A 20,861-nucleotide genomic window follows, 5' to 3' on the forward strand; every position below is an offset into this window, starting at 1 on the left:
CAATACTATCCAAAAACACGAGGATTTAAGTAAATTATTAATAAAGTAATTCGAAGCTTAATGTAAGATTCAAAATGATCTCTGTGTAATTAATAACCGGGTTGTTCTAGTGGAAATCAAGATCGAGAGGAGTGTCTTAAGGATGGAGAGCGCTTTAGAAATGAAAAAACATTTATTTATTAATGGAGATTGGATCAAGGCTAACCAATATAGCCCCTTGTACTCGCCATATTCAGAAAAGATCATAGGGGAAATTCCAATGGCCACCGAAGAAGAAACCGATCTTGCAATTGCTGCAGCATATGAAGCGAAAGATATAATGGCGAAAATGCCGACTCACCAACGCGCCAAAATTCTAGAAACATTATCACGGCTTCTTGAAGAACGTTTTGAAGAAGCGGCAAAAATTATTTCTTTGGAGGCGGCAAAGCCTATATCTTACGCACGGGCAGAAGTAAATCGAACGATCGACACATACAAATTTGCAGCGGAAGAAGCGAAGAGAATTCACGGGGAAACCATACCACTTGATGCTGCTAGAGGTGGGGAAAACAGAATTGCCTATACGGTTCGTGAACCTATTGGTGTTATTGGTGCTATTACTCCTTTTAATTTCCCAATGAATTTAGTGGCGCATAAAGTAGGCCCTGCTATCGCTGCTGGAAATTCAGTGGTCTTGAAGCCTGCTCAACAAACTCCTTTGTCAGCTTTATTTCTTGCAGAGCTTTTAGAAGAAGCTGGGCTGCCTGCAGGAGCTTTGAATGTAGTAACAGGGAATGGTGCTATAGTTGGGGATAAAATCGTTACTGACTCAAGGATTAATATGGTTACTTTTACTGGAAGTCCTGGCGTTGGAACGACAATTCGTAATCGAGCAGGATTAAAAAGAGTCACTTTAGAACTCGGCTCGAATGCTGCCGTGATTGTTGATAAAGACGTTGATATTGATCAAATTATTCCACGGTGTGTGGTTGGCGCGTTTTCGAACCAGGGGCAAGTGTGCATTTCACTTCAACGGATCTATGCTCATAAAGAAGTTTATGATCAATTAGTGGAACAATTTGTAGAAGCGACGAAAAAACTTAAAATCGGTGACCCTCTGGGAGAACAGACAGATCTATCAGCACTTATATCGAAAAAAGATGTTCAGAGAACATTAAAATGGATAGAAGAAGCAAAACAAGGTGGGGCACACGTGATAACTGGTGGAGAAGCAGAAGGAAATATTCTTTATCCTACCGTGATTTTGGATGCAGATCATCGTCTGAAAGTATCTTGCCAGGAAGTGTTTGCTCCTGTTGTTATAATTAATAAAGTTAGCTCTGTTGAAGAGGCTATTGACGAAGTAAATAATTCCCGCTTTGGACTCCAAGCTGGAATATATACAGAAAATATACACTTTGCACTAGATGCTGCTGAAAAACTTCATGTTGGCGGTGTATTAATAAACGACGTACCAACTTTCCGGGTTGATCATATGCCATATGGCGGTGTAAAAGAAAGTGGAACCGGGCGTGAAGGAATAAAGTATGCAATTGAAGAAATGACCGAATTAAAACTTGTGATATGGAATCGAAACTAGCTTAAAATGCAATACTAGCACACCAAAAATTTAAATAGTGGAAGGACAAATCTTTTATGAAAAAATTTAACATCGCCGTTATTGCAGGAGATGGGATCGGTCCAGAAGTTATTAACGAGGGAATAAAGGTTTTAAAAAAGGTTGCGACTCTTACGAATGAATTTACTTTTGATTTCAGTTATTTTCCCTGGGGCTGCGAATACTATGCAAAGCATGGGAAGATGATGGACGAAAATGGGATAGAACAGTTAAAAGAGTATGATGCCATTTATTTGGGAGCTGTTGGATATCCGGGAGTTCCTGATCATATCTCTTTATGGGATCTGCTTTTACGTATTCGGAAAGAATTTGATCAATATGTAAATATACGTCCAATCACTCTTATACGTGGTGCCCAAAATGCATTGAGTGAAGCGAAAAGAGAAGATATTGATATGCTATTTATTCGAGAAAACAGTGAAGGGGAATATGCGGGAGCAGGAGACTGGCTTTTCAAAGGTAAACCGGAAGAAGTGGTTTTACAGACAGGTGTTTTTTCTCGAAAAGGAACCGAAAGAATTATCCGGTATGCTTTTGAAACAGCTAGAAATATGGGGAAAACTCTAACAAGTATTAGCAAAGGAAACGCATTAAATTATTCGATGGTATTTTGGGATGAAGTATTCAAGGAAGTAAGTAAAGAATACCCAGATATAAAAACATATTCCTATCTCGTAGATGCGGCAGCCATGTTTATGGTTAAACAACCGGAACGCTTCGAAGTGGTTGTTACGTCCAACTTATTTGGAGATATTCTGACCGACTTGGGAGCTGCTCTTGCCGGTGGCTTGGGATTAGCAGCAGGGGCCAATCTCAATCCAGAAAAACAGTATCCTTCTATGTTCGAGCCTATACATGGTTCTGCACCTGATATCGCAGGAAAAGGAGTGGCGAATCCTCTTGCAGCGATATGGTCTGCTAGCCAGATGATAGATTTTTTCGGCTATAAAGATTTAGCACAACATATTTTAAGTGCAATCGAAACCTTATTAGTAGAAGGTGAAATACTTACACCAGATATGAAAGGAAACTTCTCGACTTCTGAGGTAGGAGACCGAATTACTGAAATACTAACTAAAATGATTCAGGAAGATAGAGTTATAATTGAATCATGACCGTTTATATCACTGCAGATTATTTCTTTAAAAAAATGAAACGAATAAAAGACATTTTGCATAAAGTTTTTTTCTTTGTTTTTATGTACACCTTTATGTAAAGAAATCATAGTTATTATATGGAGCACTGTGAGAAAAACTATAAGCTTTTTTCACAGTGCTTTTCATATTTAATTAATATCATTTCGTTTTTCCATTTTGGTACAGCTGTACCATTTGCTTTTTGAACTCAGGCGTGAATGTGCGGCGTTCTCGCTTTGCCATAGTTAAAGCTCCTCATCTGTTTTAGGTCAAGTGTACGTGACCTTAATTTTGCTGTCCAGATAAGTGTAGACGCTCCAATCCTTATAAACGAGCCGGTACTCCCACTTTTCGCCACGTTTTCGAAAGCTGGCCATAGGTCCCACTCCTTTTCTTTATCATTTCGCTTTACGCTGTATGATTCAATATATAGGTGAATACAAGTCGCCCCAATATCTATCCATGAAAAGCTATCGATCATACAGAAAGCAAAGAGATCCACGCCTTTATGTACAAAATGTTCTAACAAAACTCCTATTCAGAGTATACGTTCTTTTTAAGTTGAAAAAATATATGGTTAAACCATTGATCTAGTCGGGCAGATGCAAAAGTAGGAGTAACGTGAAAGACCTCCATTACTTTTAAAGTCGCTTCCTGTTTAAGATGGGGAAGATCAATATCCTGAAGCATAAAACCAGGTATGCAGAAATATAAAGCGAAGTGGCCCGCTTGCCATTCTTGAAGAACCCTAAAATCGTATGGAAGCAAATATTGATTTCCGGAATGTCGAAGTATATGCGCGATTTCATGCGCGAACTCTTGCCACTGTAAGGAAGAGGGAAGAGTGTTGTTTAACATAATAATTGGATGTGCCCCTACTTCTATTCCTTTGCTAGGGCCGGGTATGTATTCTACTGAGTGCTGGTAGGGAGACACCAATCTTCATGTATAATGCCTCCAAAGATTCTTCTAGATGTGTTTTCGTATAGCCCAAAGTAACCGCTTCTTTTCCAATTGATATATATATATGAGAATGTATGTTTGGTTTGTTTCTTGATCTCAGGGTCACTATATCGATAGTAATCGTTAATTAATTTACCTAATTCTTTGGATAGGATAACTGTTAATTCTTGCATATATTACACTCCGATTTTTGAGCTCACTGTCATTAGTCAACCCTCATTTTACGTTAACTAGGCTTATATGACTATGTAAATATACTCAAATAATTAAAAGGTATGTTTGAATTAGAAAATAACTGAACGAATTGGCTGTAAAGGAAGTTTGAAAGGAGTTTTAGTAGATGATTCAATTCACTGTTTACGGCGAACCAGTTGCCCAAGGCCGGCCGAGAGCTTCAACTTTTCACGGCAAAGTCAAAATGTACGATCCTCAAGAATCAAAAGATTTTAAAAAGTATGTACAGCTGGTTGCTTCTCAACATCGTCCGAATCAGCTTTTAGAGGGTCCTTTGAAATTAACGGTCCGGGTTATTCAAGCCAACACTTAAAAGCTTCAGCAAAAAGAAAGCGGCAGCTGCAGAAGAGGGCACGCTCCGGCCGACCACAAAGCCTGACGTTGATAACTATGTAAAAGGCGTGAAGGATGCCTTGAAACAGGTTATTTGGCAGGATGACAGCCAGGTTGTTGATTTAAGTGTTTCAAAGTTTTACAATGCTACACCACGCGTTGATGTAACTGTTGAAAAAATAGATGCTTAAAAAAAGAGAAATCCCTTTTATAAAAAGAATTTCTCTTTCGGTGACTAGAATTTAAGAAGCAGTTCAATATCTTTTTCCATATCAGTTGGGTCTGTAGTTGCTTCGTAACGCTTAAGGACATTTCCTTTTTTATCAATTAGAAACTTAGTAAAGTTCCATCTAACCGCATCGCCAAAGAGATATTCTGGATGCTTCTCTTTTAATAGTGGAATTAAGACCTTTGCAACAGGATGGGACTCATCAAAGCCTTCAAAAGGTTTTGTAGAAGCGAGATACTCAAATAATGGATGAGCTCCCTCGTCACGTACATTTACTTTTTGAAACATTGGGAAAGAAACACCATAACGCAATGTGCAGAATGCTTGTACCTTGTCATTATCATCTGGTTCCTGTCCAGCAAACTGATTACACGGGAAACCTAAAATAACGAAATCCTTTTCTTTATAGCGGTCGTACAAGCGTTGTAGATCCTCGTATTGAAATGTAAAGCCACACTGGCTCGCAGTATTAACAATCAGAATTACTTTATCTTTGTAGTTATCTAAGCAGATATCCTGCCCGTTCATTGACTTTGCTGAAAAATTATAAATACTCATTATGTATGTAGCCTCCAAATTAATTATAGATAAAAGAAAAACGATTACGAATATAGAACTACCACGAATTAATGGAAATGAAACCTTTTGCTCAAAAAATATTTTTATCAATAATTACAGGCTCGAATTTGAGTTTAAAGACTTGGGTAATATGAATGGTTATTAAAAATAAACGGGCAAAAGTCTGACCGTGGAAATGCCTTTGGTCTTGAAAATTTAATATTTTTTAATTGAAAGTATCGCTGAGATTAACCATAAGAAGGCGGGGCAAAAAAGCTGAAGAAGCTTTTAAACAAGCGGAGGCTGAGTAGAAAGAGCTAGAAAAAGATCAGGATCCACAGGAAGGGAAAGACCAGCAGGACGGAGCTGCTTAATCAACGCAGTGAGAGAGAAGACTGTTATTCTGAAGTCTTCTCCGAATCTGTTCTTCTTTGGGCTAAGTCAAGATTTTCAATAATCCTATTTAATTGATTAGCAATCACGAGAAGCAAACCAGCTATGCTGCCAGTTAGAAGACCACTTGGGCCAGTAATCATATAACCAAGAAGCGCTCCTACTACTAAATAGGCCGCTATGAAATAAGTAGAATTATGCATTGTTATCACTCCCGCCTTATTGTATCAATAATTGGATGGAGAAGACAGCGAACTGAGGAGGACGGAGCTGCTTCATGATATAGGAAAGGCTTTTCCTTTCTTAATCGCAGAATCGAAACTACTGATAAAATCAGACAAAAAAGGAGACGTTGTGAATGTCTCCTTTTAAATAAAATATTTAGTTCATTTAAATGCATAATGGAACAATCCATAATACAAAGGACCAACTGTAACAATAAGGGCACCAACAATAAAAATGCTTTTGAGAGGTTGAGGCATATCATTAAGCGTTTTATCACCGTTGTAGTATTTAGTGTTAAAGCTGAAAATGACATCCCAAAGCAAAGCAACTACAAATATAAATTTCCATACAAGTGGAGTGAGAATTTGATTATCGGTGACATATCCAAATAAGCCGATCCACGTAATGATGGAAATTACGAAATCAAGCTTAGCAGGTATAGTTTTATACTTGCGCCCAACAAGAAATCCAATGGCAGAAACACCTAAAATCCCTAAGTAGATTGTCCAAAAAGCTTGTATCATTATTCAAATCCCTTTTCTTAAGATTAATCCATTATACAAAACTTAAGAGTAATTGGAAGTGTATTGCCGAATTAATAGAGATAATTTATTAGAAAAGTGTTAAATGCTAAATAGTACGTCTGAATTGAATAAAAGGGATGGTAGCTTTAGTGAAGATTAGAAAGTGATGAAAAAAGTTATTCAGCAGAAAAAAGAAGCCGAGCAGAATAGAGGCGTTTAATCAATAAGGAGGTGCTTGCCCTGCTTAACGGTAAAAGAGTTATCCTTTACACGGCGAAACGCATCGTCAATTCAAATGGCGGTCTTATTAAAGCTCAATACATTCGCTTTAAAGAAAAAGGAGGTATTGATGAACACATTATTGCTCGGTAACAGGATTTGACGTCAGAACTTTTGGAAATGGCAAAGAAGAGATGGGATTTGCATAAAGAAAAGCCAGGATATTCCTGGCTTCGTGCTTTTAAAATATTACAGATTCATCTCTTCAATCTCTTTTTGCATAGCATTCCATTTTGCTTTAAGCCTAGCTTTTGGAATGGAATAGTGTTTCTCATACTTGCACATCCGGCAAGAACAGTGGATTTTACCTTTGCTTAATGTCCCGCGCACAGGCATCCATTGGTCTTCTCTTAGTTGGACTTCCTTTAGAATAGACCATTTCTTTTGAATGATTCGTTCCCGTTGGTGACGAGTATACGCTTTAGAGCGGTTTTTCATATAGATCAGCCTCCTTGAAATACCCGAGCTTGCAAGGTGTCTCAAGGAGTGCTGCGGCACACCTTACAAGCACGGACTAAGGCTGATCAAATTCATTGATCTTTTCATATCTTCTTCCTTTCATTGTGTCATGAATGATTGTAGCACATGAAGAGTTTGAAGACATAAAAAAGCAGCCAGGTGTAAAAAACCTGACTGCAGGAGGGTTGGCTTACCCGTTCCACAGTATAGACCATTCAAGAAAAATTTATACAAAAGAGCCGAGGAGGTTTCCAAGCTCCAAGGCCAAAGCGAACACCAAGGGCGTTATAAGTTAGGGGGCACTAATATTTAACGCCTTGATATTGGATATTTACCCCATTTAAAGAAAAACATGCAAAAACAGCCAGAGGGGGCTCTGACTGAACAGTATTATGGGATATTTCATTGGAGAGGAGCCTATCGCTATCAGTAGTATGGACAAGTCCAGAACATTTTATACAAACAATGTAAAAAAAGACAAAGAAATTTCCGGATACTCTTAACTATTTATTTTGAAGCTGAAACTGAACAATTAATTCATCTAATTCCTTGCTATATGCTAAGACTTCTTTACTTTCAAAACCATAGACCGAAGCAGCAGTAATCATTAAGTGGCGAAACCTTTCAATTTCAAACGATAACTCTTCAAGAGTTAGTTGAGCATGTTCCATAAAATTTCTCCTGTATAAAATGTAAAACTAGTTAAATTATAGAATGTTTTATTTTGACCTAATGAGGAACAGAGACTTGTTCGTTCAATAACAAAAGGAGGGAGCAGTACTTATATAAAAAAACAGCCAGAGGGGAATCTGACTGTCTAAGTTAATATGTAAAGTTGAGGCAACCTCGTTAAGTAAAACAAGGAGTTTTTCGATTATGAAGCTGAACATGAATAATCAATTTATTTAACTCTTCACTGTAATCTAGGTCTTTAGCTGTTTGCATCAGCTCACTCCAATCAGCATCTAAAGATTCTTCTAAAAAGCTTTTTGTCTTCTGCATAAATACCCTCCGATTACGAAGTAGCTCAGCCATCATAGCCTTAAGGAGCCTTAGATCTGCAGCTTTGTGTCCCGGCCTTTCGAACGGTTTACCTTTTATTCCATTTTTGGCAACTTATTTACTGTTATTTTCTTATTGTAACAATAATGACATTGAATTTTTGTCGGAATTTGTTGCAGTAAACAATTTTTTTATAATGGAAACTCTGTACAAAACTTCGTGATATTTCTTTGTTTTTTTGTCGTACAGGTGGTGTATATATGAGAGAGTAAAAAATAAACCCCGCCAGTAGCAGGGTTAAACAATCTTCTTCATGCCGCACTTACAGCACTCACGAAGAAATATCATATTTCTAATAGAGCTTTTAAACTGAGCGTTGTCGCAGTTATCACAACGATCACTTTGCATTCCATAGGTTTTTACTTTTTTTATAATTAATCTCCTTTACCTTCTGTTATACTGTATGACATATCAATTAATGTGAAAATTTGTTAAAGAGAGCAAAGGAGAGAACTATTTATGAAAAAGGTACCTCGCGTTATAGCTACGGCTGCACTTGCGGGAGCAGTATTTGCTTCAATTAGCTCATCAGCAGAGGCGGCAAGCTTCGATCCTGTTTTAGCGCAGCCTACAAGTACATTTCCTTTTACAGACGTTCCTGCAGAGCGTATGGAAATGGTTTTGGACCTTTATCAAAACAAGTTTTTTAACGGTGTTAGTGCTGATAAGTTTGGATGGGGCCAGACAATCAAGCGTGTGGATGCTGCCATGATCGCTGCGCGCGGCATGGGTTTTAGAAATGAATTTTCTATGCCAGAGGGAATATTAACATTTAAAGACATCCCAGAACGTGCAAAAGGCGCGGTTTCCTTTCTCCAATTTTACCAAGTAGTAAATGGAAAATCGGAAACTTTTTTCGGATCCAATGATGCGATCACAAGAGGAGAAGCAGCTATCATTCTTGCAAGAGCATATAGAGATGTATTGGTAACACCTACTGAGCAAGTGCATCATTTTACAGACGCAACAGGGCGGTACGCGGAGGCTATCAACAAACTAGTTGCTACTGGCATTGTAAATGGAATAATGCCTGACCGGTTCGGCACAAATAGCCTCATAAAACGAGGAGAATTTGCGATGATGGTAGCCAGGCTGAGTGACCCGGCCCTATCTCCTCCATCTCCCTACGGTGACCTGCCTTCTTCAGAAGGAGGACTGACGATGGAAGCCGAAAAGAAAAGTTATAGTTTGCCTTCTGATACATCTGTTAGCTTGACACTTACAAACACAGCAGAGTTTCCTTATGCACGCAGTCGTATATATAAACTGGAAAAGAAACAAGGAGATAAGTGGCTACAATTACAATACGATGTGGGACTTCAGTTCCCAGCGGACATGCCACGCATAGAAGCTGGTGAAACCCAAAAAATAAATCTTTGGTTTGGGAGCTTTAAAGCATTAATAACAGCTGGAGAATACAGAGTCAGTCATACATTTTATCCGTCAATGGATGAAGGTGAGAAGGTGTCCATAGCGGCATACTTCACACTTACTGAATAAGTTTTATTTTATGAGCTTATTTATAATTATCCTAAAAAGAAGGAAGCACTCACTATGCTAGTAGGTGCTTCCTTCTTTTGGTTTTTGTCATACAGTATATGTTATATATGAAAGAGTAAAATAAAACCCTGCCGTGTTGTGGCAGGATTAAACAATCTTCTTCATGCCGCACTTACGGCACTCCCGAAGAAATATCATATTTTTAATAGAGCTTTTAAACTGAGCGTTGTCACAGTTATCACAACGGCCGCTTTTGATGTCCGGGTATTCGCGGATGTTATAAGTCACGCTTAAATCGATTTTTTGTTCTGTTTCCATAGTGCTCACCTCGCCTGAACAATCATACCACTGAACCAGGGAGGTATGGAGCAGGAAAGTATCTCCTTTTGTCGAAAGGAGTAAGTGAAGGGGAGGTTACCACTATGGAAATTATTTATGGTGAATTTTTGGAGGGTATGAAAAGATTAGGCTTTTACAACTCTGATATTGAAGATCAATATTATTCGTTAAATGATATTATCGATGAGTCTAAGATATTGCATTTTTATCCTAAGAATTATCTTTTTAAAGACAAGCCTTTTAATGAAGCACAGATTTTTTTATTCGAAAAAGAAAAGATCAGAATCATTAGTTTCTTGGAAGGTGGATATGTTTCTATAATGGACAGGACTTTAAATACTGTTTCAAGAGTTGAGTTATTACACAAAAACAGAGATTCTTCATCCATAACTCTTCATTTCGATAATGGCGATACTTATTTTTTAGATAGTAAATTAGATAGCGTTGGTCATAATTTTAAACTGCAAGAAATGATTTTGGATATTTATAAATATTTACAATAAGTTGTGCATCTCATTTGAGATGCTTTTTTCTTTACTTAAAAACAATCTTGGAGGTGGTGGTGATGTGAAGTGGCAAACTGGGATGATATTAGATCAGAATGGGAAACGACCAGGATCACGCTTGCTGCATTAGCGGAAAAGTATGATATAAAACTCGGTACTTTAAAAAGCCGAAAAAGTCGTGAAGGATGGTCGAGGGATCCAACAAAAAAGGATGCAACCAAAAGCGGCAAGGTTGCAACCATTAAACAAAAGGATGCAATCAAAAAAACACAAGTGGCTCAACGAAAGAGAAGTGGTAACCTGCATCCAAACAACCAATTTACAAAGCGGAACAAGGCTGCTGAAAAGCATGGGTTGTTCTCCAAGTTTCTTCCTAAAGAAACAAAAGAAATCATGGATGCAATTACCGACCTTTCTGCCGCTGATTTGATATGGCAACAGATACAAAGTCCGGCAGTAGAAAAGAAAAGGTGGCGGCATTCTGGCAGCAAGAAAAACAGCCCGCGTGAGGCACATGTGGACCTAGACGGAGAAGAAATAGACGTTGATGAAATGTTCGGCGTAAACGGCCATGCAGCTGATCATCCCCGCGACACTTCTTTACCTGCAGGCGAGCGGGTGAATTGCCATTGTGTGCTTTCACCTGTTGTGAATAAGGATATCCTGGGATTAAGTAAAGAAGAGAAAGAAGAAATGCGCAGGCAAGTTCTTGAGGAATTAAATAGTTAGAAAAGAAGAAAGGAACAGAGTCTGCTTTATTGAAGCAAGATAACCGTCCCATTTTAGGTTCTATTATTTGTTAACTAGGCTGACTAAATAACTCATAGTTTTGCCGTTATATACAGACTTTATAAAACCTACATTCCGTGCGTAGTAAGTTGTGGTTCCATCAATAGTCTTTACGGTAACTACATTATTAAAAGTACCTGCTGGCGTTTTTAACGTACCGTTCACAGCGATAATTTTACTCTTAGAATAAAGGTTTTCCCATTCTTTTCCCACCTTTAACGGGTAAGAAAGTTCAGTATAGAACTCATGTGAATCAAAGTCTAAACCTTTGTTATCTTCTTTGAAATAGACAGCTAAGTCACCTTTGCCGGCAATGTATGAATGCCTTAGGAACTGCAGAACCAACGATTTTAGATTTTGTGAACCACATCCAATTGCTTCCTGACCGTTATAAAAGCTTTCCAGGTACAGCTTGGTTTATTACGCAGAAAACGAATGACAAACTTGTCGCTATGATTGCGAGACATCAGACAGGATTTGGGGATGCAGTTCTACAGGACGGTAAAATTACACGTTTGGCTGGTTATCCGGTCGAAATAGTAGCTGAAATGCAAAATGGTTTTGCAGCCTTGACACCACGGGGCAATTTAAAGCCAGTATTCACTCGACAGCTTCGCTACATTCGAACAGCAGATGGTGCCGCAGCTGCCAAAGATGCAAATATCACCTTCTCTATGCTTATCTGGATGCAGTTGTACGTGAGATTGACGCTGTAGCTTATATGACTGGTGACAAGCTGTAAAAGTTTAAGTGAGACTATTTGTACATTAGGGTAAAATTAGCTGCTAAAGGAGGCTTGAAAATGAGTAAAAGAGGAACTGGAGTAGCATTTATCATGATAGCCGCCTTTTTAATAGCATCTAAGTATTTAGCTGCTGCTATTTATGATGCAGGAGGACCGAGTTGGGACGCACAGATTTTTAATAGCATGTTGATCTATGTTGGTAACACATTAAGCAATTTTGGCCTATTATCCTTATTTGTGGGGATTGCTTATATTGTGTGGGAAGAATACGATGATTTAAAGTCTAGAAACAAAAAGAAAAGCAATTTTTAACTTAACAACGAGCACATTACCCGAGAACCTTAAAGGGTTCTTTTTTTTTTGGCTCCGTAAAGAGATAATGTTGATTTTCCTTAACTGTTACCTTAAAGTATGAAGGAAGTAAATTGTTTTCCCTTACTAATAAACATAAATTACAACATGAAGGTGACGACCAATGACTAAACCAAATTTAAAAGTCCAAGTAAATAAAAATGAAATTATCTGGAATGAAGAAAGAGGGTTATTTACTTTTGATGGTGCACCAGCACTTTTACTATGGGATTCTGCCATTGAATTGTTTTTAAATACAATTGAAGAGGTTTCTGGCACTGAAGTGTCCAAGGCTGTATATGAAGCAACTTTTTATCGGATGGGGCATCTAGTAAGTTCATATTACCAAGAACGTAAGGAAGATATTGAACAACTTCTTACCGAATACAGTGATATTTATAAAACTGCTGGATGGGGAAAATTTACAGTTACTTATTATTCTTTTGAGGAAAAAAGAGCAATTGTTCAATTAGAGGATAATTGGGCGCATAGAATTTTTAAAGATTCCAAAAGAAAAAATACGGAAGTGATATTGCCTAGTCATTGGTCAGGTGTCTTTGCGGGGCTCTTTAAACAAGATATGTGGTACAAGATTAACAAGAGCCAAGCGGAAGGTAAAGAATTCGATGAAATTGAGATATTCCCTTCAAGCAGTACTCCTGCAAAAAATATTCATGAATTAGCGAGACAAAAGGAGCAACAAAGTATTAAGGAGTTAGAGGAAAAAGTAGAGGAACGCACCGAGGAATTATCATCCTTGGTTAAGGAGTTGTCTTCGCCTATTATACCAGTTTTGAAGGGTATCCTAGTCATACCTTTGATCGGCAAGTACAACCAAGAACGACTGTCAGATTTGCTTGAGAATGCTCTAATTGAAATATCTCGTCAGAAGGCAAATTTCCTTCTGATTGATGTAACTGCTATTACTAGCGTTGACGAATTTACTATGTTTGGGATTCAAAAACTAATCGAATCTGTTCGTTTACTAGGAGCTGAGTGTTTCATGGTGGGAATTTCTTCGAAACTTGCTATTGAGATTACAAATACTACCCTAAATATGAGTGAAGTTCGTACTTTTTCAAGCCTGGAAAAAGGAGTAGAGGCTGCGATTGGATTAAATGGTTTTGAAATAGTTGAGAAGAAAAAATAAAAGTTAATTTCTAAAAAATAAAGCTGTCTTTCTACCAGCTTTATTTTTTTGTCTGTGTTAAAAGTGATATCAGAAACATGATTTTCAATGTGTCAGCGTCAAAGGCTTTTTTAGAATAAATGGAATGCTAGGAGGTAGTTAAATTGCCTAAAGTACAATACAAACATAAAAAGGGAGCCCTTCATATTGGTGGAGGGCGCTTTTTTTATGCCGCTGAACCGGTGGAAGTGTCGGGGGAAGAGATTGATCAACTGCTTGGTACATATGAAGATCTGGAGGAGGTAGTAGACGAAGAGACGGATCATTCTATACATCAACTAATTTGAAAAAGTTAAATGCAGAACAACAAAAAGAAGTCATTACCTTTCTTGGCGGCAACCCAGATGAAACAAAGAACGAGGAAGAGCGGATCTCACTTATTCTTGAGCTTCAAGAACTGGAAGGTTAAAAGCTATGCTGATCACATCTGAAGAGTTAGTAAATTACACAGCCTTTGATGAAGTGAAAAACTGGGAAGTTGACCTGCTAGAATTGGACATCCTGGAAGCGGAAGTAGAAGTGAAAGGAATTGTCGGTCATGATTTTACAGATGAAGCCTACCAGCCACTTCCACAGGCGGCAAGGCTGGCCATACATAAGTTGGCTCAGTATTTTGCCTTGGTCAATTCAGGTGAGTCGCTTACAAAAGGTATCAAAAGTGAGAAGATCGGTGATTATTCTTATACTGTTTCAGGAATAGGGGGCAACAAAATGCCGGACGTATTAAATTTGCTTAAACCCTTTATTAAAAAAGAGGAGCCAGCGGATCCAGGCAATATCCAGGTACGGATGAGGGTGCTATGAGCTATAAGAAGCTGCTTACTCATCAGTGTTGACAATCCACACTTATTTTTAAGTTGTATAAGAGGATCACCTGCTTTTAGATAATAAAGAGACAGATTGAGGTTTTTTATAGAGGGAACGATATGCAAGGCACGCATATTAATGGTATTTTGCCAGAAGGATAAATAACGCTGAAACATCTGGAAATGATGAAGAATCGAAGGGAGGTGCATAAAAAAGCAGTCAGGTATGAGGGACCCGACTGTAGACAAGGTTACGCGTTATGGGAGTTGGGTTTGGATTGTAGCATTACCATTATGACCTGTCGGATGAAAGTTTATACAAAAAAATAAATTTGACTGTATCTATTTAATATACAGTCAAATTTATACTAAAAGAGTATTGGGTGCTAAGGAGGCTTTGAAAAAGCTGAGTTAATTCAGGAGTGCCCGACAGAAAGTAAGCGGCACTTAGTAGTATCCTTTACCACCATATCCATAGTGTCCCTTACTGTCATATCCATAGTCTCCCTTTACATAAGAGGCACCGATAATAATCAGAAGAATAAATAAGACAACAACAAGTGCAAAGCCAGATCCATATCCGTATCCACCTTTGTCTTCAGACCCACCTTTGTTTTCATAGCTCATGGCTATCACCTCCTACTTCTATATAGTATTGAGAAGTTAAGGGTAAGGATTGTGTAAATGACCTTATAGAAGAAAACTTTATCCATGAGGTAAAAGATAATAGGGGATTTGCATAAAAAAGCAGCCAGGATCTATCCAGCTGCAGGAGAACGTGTCATCTATGGGGAAAGGCCCAGAGCTGACTGTACCAGTGTGAGCTACTTTAAAGAAAATATTCAAATAATTATTACTATTAGTATGCTACAAAATTGAATAAAGGGGCAGCTGTTCTAATCATTGGTTGAGAAGATCTTTATTGAGCATACTAAGAAAAACTTTTTAGATGGTGATGGCTTGAAAAAGAAAGTTATTTTGTTTTTAAGTATCACATTTGCTGTCCTGGTGACAGTAGTTGTTATTCGAAATATGTTAGATGGAAATTTCTCAACCTGGCCAGCTGGAATTGGCACGATTTTTTGTGGTGCACTGCCCATTTCCTTTTTATTTTTAAAAAAGACTCCCTTTAATTTGCCTTCGATTATCAGCTACTATTTTTTATTATTTTGCACGCTTTTTTTAGGAGCTACCTTGAAATTTTATGATCGGTTTCCATGGTGGGATACAATGTTTCATTTCTTTGGAAGTGCTTTTTCGGGCTTTGTTGACATAGCTCTTTACAACTTTCTTTTACCAAAGAAGTTACAAAGAGAAGTTTCGCGATGGATGATCTTTTTGTTTGTTTTGTCACTTGCAGTGATGATCAGTGTTCTGTAGGAAAGTGCTGAGTTTGCCGGGAAAATGATAGGTGCTTTGAACGCAGAAAGTCATAAGGATACAATGACAGATTTGGTAGCGGGTTTAATAGGAGCAATGATCATAGCTAGTTATGCTGGGCTTAGAAAAAAATCTAACTAAAACAAAATAAGTTTTGTTTTACAAGAATGCGATGGAAAATCAATTTATTTAACTCTTCACTGTGATTCAATCCTTCTTGGCTAGAAATTCCTTGTAACTGAATGGCAGCGTTTTATAATTCACGATTCTTTTCTATTTCTAGCAGCAAATAATTGATTCCATCTTTTTCTTTATCCATACTTTTCTCTCCACGTTACCGAGGTATAGATACCTATAAGAAAGAAAAAGAAACTATTGGTTTTGAAATTAAATAAAAAAGCCGAAACTCCTCCGGCTTTAAATTGAATCATCTATTTTGAAATTGATATTGAAGAATCAGTTCATCTAATTGTTCACTGTACTGCAACGTTTCTTGGCTGCCAAGGCCGTATTGCTGTCCAGCTGTCATCATCAGATGGCGAAGGTTATTAATGCGTGCAAGTAAGTCACAAAAAGCGCCTTGGTTATAATTCATGACGTTCCTCCTGAGTTTATAGTAACCATCTTTAGGAAGATTATAGAACATTTATCTATAAAAGGGAATACATAATTGTCGAAAAATGTATTTTTTATCAAAAAAAGCCGAGAACAAGTCCTCGGCCTTTGAAGTATTACTCGCCATTTTATTTTAACAGACTTGGGACGTTTCATCTATAAGAGGTATTATAATTGAGGTTTCCTCAATAAAGCTGTGATTGGATTTAGTGGAAATGAATAGTGCATGTGTCATAGTGATTTGTGATGGGAAAGTTAAAGTCAGGGAGCTGCCAACACATGGGGAATATAAGATTGTCAATCACCGGCTTAAAGTGAAGCTGATGATACAGTAAAAGGGGGAAGGGTTTTAGTATATGATAATAAGGAATTACAAGACAAAGATGTACAAAAAATATGGTTGTATGTGGGTTTTGGAACGATTTTCTCTGCAATTGCTATGCCAGTTGTGATATTTGTTTTTTCCGGAAAATCTACTCCTATTGGTATCTTTCAAGAGTGGGGTACAGTAGAGAATTTCTTTGGAGCATCACAATTCGCTTTCTCTCTTTAGCAAGTATTTTTTCGCCATTCATGCTATTAGAATCCAAAGCCAAGAGCTATCTTTGCAAAGAACAGAATTGACATTAACTCGTAATGAGCTAGAAGAAACAAGAAAAGTTCCAGAGTCCCCTCATAAAACTATGAAGATCCAACAGTTTAAAAGCACATTCCTTAACATGCTTTTTTCTGCATCATGAAATAGTAAACACTATAAACTATCAAGAAAGCGAGCTGGTTTTTTAGGAAAAGCAGTATTTAAAAGAATTATAGAATTTTTCAATAATAAACTTAAACGAATTCATGAAAATTCGCATATCCAACACCTCCCTTATATTCATATCATTGAAAATGCATCAGTGAAACAGCTAAAACATATTCAGAAGTTACTTCACATTGTTGCAAAAATTTATATATTTTACTTCTATTTTTAGACAGGGACTCAAATATAGAAGAAGGCGAAAAACAAAAATACGCACAAATTATCAAAGCGCATTTCCACCTTTCGAGATTATCTTTTTAATGTATTTGTGCTTCATCGTTGAAAATAAGGAGTTCCACTCTCTTATAAAGAGATATAACCTTTTAAATGAAGTTGATAGAGATTTAGTAGATCGACCAGATTTTCATGGTATATATTGATATTTTTCAGGGGGTAATAGAAGTTCTCTCAGCCATCAGAAGGAAACTGAACAGTCATGAAATCTGTGCACTGTTTGATGTCCTTTTTTTGTATAAAAACAGAAAAAAGAAAAAGGAGAAGAAAATGACGGTTAACTCCTAGTGATCCATCTTTGCCTGCAGGTGAGAGGGTGAACTGCCATTACGTACTTTCTCCCGTAGTAAATAGAGATTCCGGGACTAAGCAGACAAGAGAAAGAGGAGTCGTTAAGTAAATTTATGGGGATTATTGATGGATAGCCACTTTTTCTTAATTGAGATAAAATAATAGTAAAATTACAGTGATTTTTAGTTAATCAGGAGGAAATGTCATTGGAAAAGTACAGAAATCTTTATAATTATTTATTAAATCAAACTGATCGCTTAACAGAGGAATGGTACGAAACTTTAGAAAAAGATAAATCTTCCGGAGTTTATACTTCTTCAAATGAAAAAGAAATTGTAAATCTGAAAAAGCAAAATAACAACTTTCATGAACACTTTTTTGAATTATTCATAATGGAAGAATCAACCTTTTTAAAAAAACTAGAAGAATGGATAATAGAAGTAGCTAGTGATCAAAATCATCTAACCACCCCTTCACAATCGATATTAAAAGAATTTCATAGAACCCGAAATCAATATGTGGATCTAGTCGAAGAGTTTATGAACTTACATAAAGACGAGTATACTCAAGAAGATATTAAAATCTGTAATAAAATGATTATCGATACAATGGATAAGGTTACTGCTTGGTTTGTAGAGGAGCATAACTATTATTTGAAAAAAAGATTACAAAGCCACCAGGAACTCATTTACGAGTTAAGTTCGCCGGTCATTCAACTTAACGAACATATTGGCTTGCTGCCGATAGTTGGAGATATTGATACTGAACGTGCTAAATTAATATTGGAAAACACATTAGAACAATGTGTCGAAAAAAGGTTAGACTACCTTTTCATCGATCTATCTGGAGTGGTGGCAATCGATACGATGGTTGCGCAACAAATTTTTCAATTATATGAGGCATTAAGCTTAATTGGTGTAAAAACAACTTTATCCGGAATCCGGCCTGAAATTGCACAAACTACAATTCAGCTCGGCCTTTCCTTTGATAAAATTCCAGTTGTTTCCACATTGTCAAAAGCATTAAATTATCAGACAGAGGTTTCTAAATAAAGCAAAAAGAATCGTAGCATCGCTTACGATTCTTTTTTTATGGAGAAAAGTATAGAAATAGGAAAGAGAGCTAGTAAATGCAACGATTACACATATGTCGTATGTAGATAAAGCCGCTAAACAAAAGCAAGTAAAGGTCTTTTTTAATGCCATGAAAAGCTTTTTTTACCGGTAGTGAGGAGATTCAAAAAGGAGAGGTAGTAGATAAAAGTACAATCGTGACTGCCAACATGAATTTTGGACGGTATAGGGTGCACTCAATGTGTCATTTTTAACTGGGGTAGCTGGTATAACGAAGATATGGAGTCAGATCAGGAGAAATTGAGCCGGCGGGAAATAGAAGAATGAATGGGTAGAAATACGCCTGCCTCAAAAAGGATAGGCGGACGAGTTAGAAGCATTACTAGAAAATAAAGCAGGAAAATAACTCCTTTTGTTGAAATAATAAAGTGCAAAAAATAAGGAGGCATTGAAATTATGAAAATTAGTAAAAAAAGTTTAATTAGCGGTGCACTAGGGCTATCTTTGTTATCGGGTGGAGTAGGCGTCTATGCGGGAACAGTTATTGATCAATACAAAACTCCACGAGGCAATATTGCCACAGTAGAGAAGGAGGAAGTACATAAAAATCGTATAGCTCTAAACGTAAACGGCAAAGCGGTCTCTAAGAGTACATGGTACTCAAATAATACCACATATGTCCCGATTCGAGATGTTGCTGAGATGTTAGGTGCAAGTGTGAATTATAGTTCAGCGACAATGTCAGCGGATATAATCACTTCTTCAAAATTATTAAGTTTATTAGGGATAAAATTACAAGTTCCTTACTATGGTACTTATTATGAAGCATATAATGGTCTGCGGGGAGACATTCAATTAAAAATGACTGCCTTTAATCCAACCACCAATACATTTGAAGGACAACTAACTATTAGATCCTCTGTAAATAAAGTGACTGGGAAACTCTCAGAAACTAAAATGACTTTTACTGATGTAAAAACAGGCTACGTTTACGACCTCAATTACAAGGGATCTGAAAATAAATATGTGGGTTCTCAGGGAAACACTGATATTACGCTCTCTCTTAAATAAATTCGTTGTTGATTGTATACCGAAGGAAAGCCTGAACATAGTCCTATCTAAATGAAATGCATTTTATTCACTCGAAGTCAGCATTAAGAAACATGAAGTGCTGCAACCAATTGTGTTCGAGAAGATTTTATTATCATTAGATGAAAATTGCTACCACATAGTATCGTCAAGTGAAACTGCTGGAGGGACCGCCGCATGTAACGGTAAAAGAGGGTGCAGGTCTAAAAAAGTTCAGTAAAATAAAACAGGCTGAAGCAGGCATGCTGCAACTGGTAATACAGCCTGTTTCGGACAATGATGTGAAAGGTAGTAAAGATGTGTTAAATTAGGTGCTGGGATGACGAAAGTCAAATCATTGATTTACATGTTTCAAAGTGCTTCACCCCGATTTGAAATAACGATCGAGCAGATGAAGATCAAATAAAACTAGCCGCCTATCCAGGGAGGATGGGTCGGCTTCATTAACACAAAAGGGACATTTCCCTTTATCGATCACTACAAATGGATTAATCATTTTTCTCCCAGTAGTAGCTGAAAGTAATAACAATTGAAAAAAGAAGGAACATAAAAATCCACAAAGAAGGGTTCATCATATCAGCTCCTCGCAAGTGTTATATTGTTTTGGCCTCTGGCTGAGCGAAAGGTTTTAAACTTGAAAATTGATAAATGAAATAGTTGAGCCAAAATAAAGAAAAGAGGCAGCCGCCATATCAGAGACTAAAGAGTGGATAAAAATGAATAGTGGCAGAAAACAAAAATATTAGGAACGTTTTAGTACAAGCATTTATCCTTGTCTTTGAATGTTTGATCATTCTGTTCTGAGGGTTTGTTTTCAGACTTTTTTTGATGAAAATAACCGAAACAACGAAGCTTGAAGCTAAATCTGCAGACCAAAATCATCCGAACAGTTCAGTCCTGTTAAAGAAATCTTTGAATTATTTGTTTACCCAATATCAAGAAAACAAAGCATGGTTTTTGAATTTGAGGTATAAAGCCTGAAAGGAAGGACCCATACAAAACGGTGTACTATTCGTTTATGCTTGAACCGTCTGATGTTTTTTTGGAACAAGCACGAGGATAAATCAGCTCTCGCTAACCTGGTTCTGCGGATGACGGAAAATGGGAGGTCAAAAAAACGTCAGTCTTTTTCTTGT

At 37.2% G+C, this 20,861-nt stretch carries 26 protein-coding genes, 1 pseudogene and 1 riboswitch; of the genes and pseudogenes, 16 read left to right on the top strand and 11 right to left on the bottom strand.

Annotated elements, in window-relative coordinates:
- Nucleotides 1-142 precede the first annotated feature (142 nt).
- Complete coding sequence (locus VP97_RS21180; RefSeq protein ID WP_050184152.1) at nt 143-1,582, top strand: aldehyde dehydrogenase family protein; 1,440 nt, start codon at nt 143-145, stop codon at nt 1,580-1,582.
- Nucleotides 1,583-1,638: 56 nt separating this feature from the next.
- Entirely contained in the window at nt 1,639-2,736 is a 1,098-nt protein-coding gene (locus tag VP97_RS21185) for a tartrate dehydrogenase (RefSeq protein WP_050184153.1), read from the top strand.
- A gap of 555 nt (nt 2,737-3,291) precedes the next feature.
- Here VP97_RS21185 and VP97_RS21190 read toward each other — a convergent pair.
- Nucleotides 3,292-3,615 carry an ImmA/IrrE family metallo-endopeptidase gene (locus VP97_RS21190; RefSeq protein WP_050184154.1) on the bottom strand — a complete coding sequence of 108 codons (324 nt, stop codon included), beginning with the start codon at nt 3,613-3,615 and terminating at the stop codon, nt 3,292-3,294.
- A 445-nt stretch (nt 3,616-4,060) separates the two neighbouring features.
- Between VP97_RS21190 and VP97_RS21200 the strand changes: the two are divergent.
- A pseudogene (locus VP97_RS21200) lies at nt 4,061-4,478 on the top strand (RusA family crossover junction endodeoxyribonuclease).
- 44 nt (nt 4,479-4,522) lie between these two features.
- On the opposite strand, the gene VP97_RS21205 reads toward VP97_RS21200, so the two are convergent.
- From VP97_RS21205 to VP97_RS25025, 7 genes are all read right to left on the bottom strand, one after another.
- On the bottom strand, nt 4,523-5,074 hold the full coding sequence (locus VP97_RS21205; protein WP_050184156.1) for a glutathione peroxidase: 552 nt from the start codon (nt 5,072-5,074) through the stop codon (nt 4,523-4,525).
- Between the two features lie 398 nt (nt 5,075-5,472).
- Nucleotides 5,473-5,670, bottom strand: coding sequence for a hypothetical protein (locus tag VP97_RS21210; protein WP_050184157.1), 198 nt, complete (start codon nt 5,668-5,670; stop codon nt 5,473-5,475).
- A 183-nt stretch (nt 5,671-5,853) separates the two neighbouring features.
- On the bottom strand, nt 5,854-6,216 hold the full coding sequence (locus tag VP97_RS21215; protein WP_050184158.1) for a hypothetical protein: 363 nt from the start codon (nt 6,214-6,216) through the stop codon (nt 5,854-5,856).
- Between the two features lie 468 nt (nt 6,217-6,684).
- Entirely contained in the window at nt 6,685-6,933 is a 249-nt protein-coding gene (locus VP97_RS21220; RefSeq protein WP_050184159.1) for a hypothetical protein, read from the bottom strand.
- Nucleotides 6,934-7,457: 524 nt separating this feature from the next.
- Entirely contained in the window at nt 7,458-7,625 is a 168-nt protein-coding gene (locus tag VP97_RS23520) for an aspartyl-phosphate phosphatase Spo0E family protein (protein WP_082220490.1), read from the bottom strand.
- A 178-nt stretch (nt 7,626-7,803) separates the two neighbouring features.
- Nucleotides 7,804-7,956, bottom strand: coding sequence for a hypothetical protein (locus VP97_RS24095; RefSeq protein WP_156153585.1), 153 nt, complete (start codon nt 7,954-7,956; stop codon nt 7,804-7,806).
- A 16-nt stretch (nt 7,957-7,972) separates the two neighbouring features.
- Nucleotides 7,973-8,059: riboswitch (cyclic di-GMP riboswitch) on the bottom strand.
- Nucleotides 8,060-8,253: 194 nt separating this feature from the next.
- Entirely contained in the window at nt 8,254-8,391 is a 138-nt protein-coding gene (locus VP97_RS25025) for a DUF8096 family protein (protein ID WP_483782908.1), read from the bottom strand.
- An 84-nt stretch (nt 8,392-8,475) separates the two neighbouring features.
- Here VP97_RS25025 and VP97_RS21225 point away from each other — a divergent pair, with 84 nt between their 5' ends.
- Nucleotides 8,476-9,516 (top strand): S-layer homology domain-containing protein, encoded by a 1,041-nt coding sequence (locus tag VP97_RS21225; protein ID WP_050184160.1) that lies wholly within the window; start codon nt 8,476-8,478, stop codon nt 9,514-9,516.
- Between the two features lie 147 nt (nt 9,517-9,663).
- Here the strand turns inward: VP97_RS21225 and VP97_RS25030 are convergent, their stop codons facing one another.
- Nucleotides 9,664-9,834 carry a DUF8096 family protein gene (locus tag VP97_RS25030; RefSeq protein ID WP_483782906.1) on the bottom strand — a complete coding sequence of 57 codons (171 nt, stop codon included), beginning with the start codon at nt 9,832-9,834 and terminating at the stop codon, nt 9,664-9,666.
- Nucleotides 9,835-9,938: 104 nt separating this feature from the next.
- Here VP97_RS25030 and VP97_RS21230 point away from each other — a divergent pair, with 104 nt between their 5' ends.
- The 8 genes from VP97_RS21230 (at nt 9,939) to yqbG (ending at nt 14,239) form a co-directional block, all read left to right on the top strand.
- Nucleotides 9,939-10,358 (top strand): DUF3908 family protein, encoded by a 420-nt coding sequence (locus tag VP97_RS21230; protein ID WP_050184162.1) that lies wholly within the window; start codon nt 9,939-9,941, stop codon nt 10,356-10,358.
- 69 nt (nt 10,359-10,427) lie between these two features.
- Entirely contained in the window at nt 10,428-11,090 is a 663-nt protein-coding gene (locus tag VP97_RS24600) for a phage minor head protein (RefSeq protein WP_050184163.1), read from the top strand.
- A 377-nt stretch (nt 11,091-11,467) separates the two neighbouring features.
- Complete coding sequence (locus VP97_RS21240) at nt 11,468-11,866, top strand: hypothetical protein (protein ID WP_245629955.1); 399 nt, start codon at nt 11,468-11,470, stop codon at nt 11,864-11,866.
- An 86-nt stretch (nt 11,867-11,952) separates the two neighbouring features.
- Nucleotides 11,953-12,207: a hypothetical protein gene (locus tag VP97_RS21245; protein WP_050184164.1), complete on the top strand. Its 255-nt coding sequence runs from the start codon at nt 11,953-11,955 to the stop codon at nt 12,205-12,207.
- Nucleotides 12,208-12,370: 163 nt separating this feature from the next.
- Nucleotides 12,371-13,396 (top strand): STAS domain-containing protein, encoded by a 1,026-nt coding sequence (locus tag VP97_RS21250; protein WP_050184165.1) that lies wholly within the window; start codon nt 12,371-12,373, stop codon nt 13,394-13,396.
- 143 nt (nt 13,397-13,539) lie between these two features.
- The gene (locus tag VP97_RS21255) at nt 13,540-13,722 is read left to right on the top strand and encodes a hypothetical protein (RefSeq protein ID WP_050184166.1); all 183 of its coding nucleotides are present in this window, start codon (nt 13,540-13,542) and stop codon (nt 13,720-13,722) included.
- Nucleotides 13,719-13,844 carry a hypothetical protein gene (locus tag VP97_RS24810; RefSeq protein WP_281175129.1) on the top strand — a complete coding sequence of 42 codons (126 nt, stop codon included), beginning with the start codon at nt 13,719-13,721 and terminating at the stop codon, nt 13,842-13,844. The genes VP97_RS21255 and VP97_RS24810 overlap by 4 nt, the downstream gene beginning before the upstream one ends.
- A 5-nt stretch (nt 13,845-13,849) precedes the next feature.
- Nucleotides 13,850-14,239: a protein YqbG gene (gene yqbG / locus VP97_RS21260; protein ID WP_050184167.1), complete on the top strand. Its 390-nt coding sequence runs from the start codon at nt 13,850-13,852 to the stop codon at nt 14,237-14,239.
- A 449-nt stretch (nt 14,240-14,688) separates the two neighbouring features.
- Here the strand turns inward: yqbG and VP97_RS21265 are convergent, their stop codons facing one another.
- Nucleotides 14,689-14,868, bottom strand: a complete 180-nt coding sequence (locus VP97_RS21265) for a YjcZ family sporulation protein (protein WP_050184168.1) — start codon at nt 14,866-14,868, stop codon at nt 14,689-14,691.
- Between the two features lie 276 nt (nt 14,869-15,144).
- Here VP97_RS21265 and VP97_RS21270 point away from each other — a divergent pair, with 276 nt between their 5' ends.
- Complete coding sequence (locus tag VP97_RS21270) at nt 15,145-15,621, top strand: DUF2238 domain-containing protein (protein WP_050184169.1); 477 nt, start codon at nt 15,145-15,147, stop codon at nt 15,619-15,621.
- A gap of 427 nt (nt 15,622-16,048) precedes the next feature.
- On the opposite strand, the gene VP97_RS23530 is transcribed toward VP97_RS21270, so the two are convergent.
- Nucleotides 16,049-16,216, bottom strand: a complete 168-nt coding sequence (locus VP97_RS23530; protein WP_082220491.1) for an aspartyl-phosphate phosphatase Spo0E family protein — start codon at nt 16,214-16,216, stop codon at nt 16,049-16,051.
- Between the two features lie 235 nt (nt 16,217-16,451).
- Between VP97_RS23530 and VP97_RS24315 the strand changes: the two genes are divergently transcribed.
- The 3 genes from VP97_RS24315 to VP97_RS21280 all read left to right on the top strand — a co-directional run bounded on the left by VP97_RS24315 (nt 16,452) and on the right by VP97_RS21280 (nt 19,707).
- Nucleotides 16,452-16,571 (top strand): XtrA/YqaO family protein, encoded by a 120-nt coding sequence (locus VP97_RS24315; RefSeq protein ID WP_245629956.1) that lies wholly within the window; start codon nt 16,452-16,454, stop codon nt 16,569-16,571.
- A gap of 1,198 nt (nt 16,572-17,769) precedes the next feature.
- A complete protein-coding gene (locus VP97_RS21275) occupies nt 17,770-18,615 on the top strand; it encodes an STAS domain-containing protein (RefSeq protein ID WP_050184170.1) in 846 nt (281 codons plus the stop codon).
- 477 nt (nt 18,616-19,092) lie between these two features.
- On the top strand, nt 19,093-19,707 hold the full coding sequence (locus VP97_RS21280; RefSeq protein ID WP_050184171.1) for a stalk domain-containing protein: 615 nt from the start codon (nt 19,093-19,095) through the stop codon (nt 19,705-19,707).
- Nucleotides 19,708-20,861: the final 1,154 nt, after the last annotated feature.

The sequence above is a fragment of the Domibacillus robiginosus genome (assembly GCF_000966195.1).
Classification (GTDB): Bacteria; Bacillota; Bacilli; order Bacillales; family Domibacillaceae; genus Domibacillus; species Domibacillus robiginosus.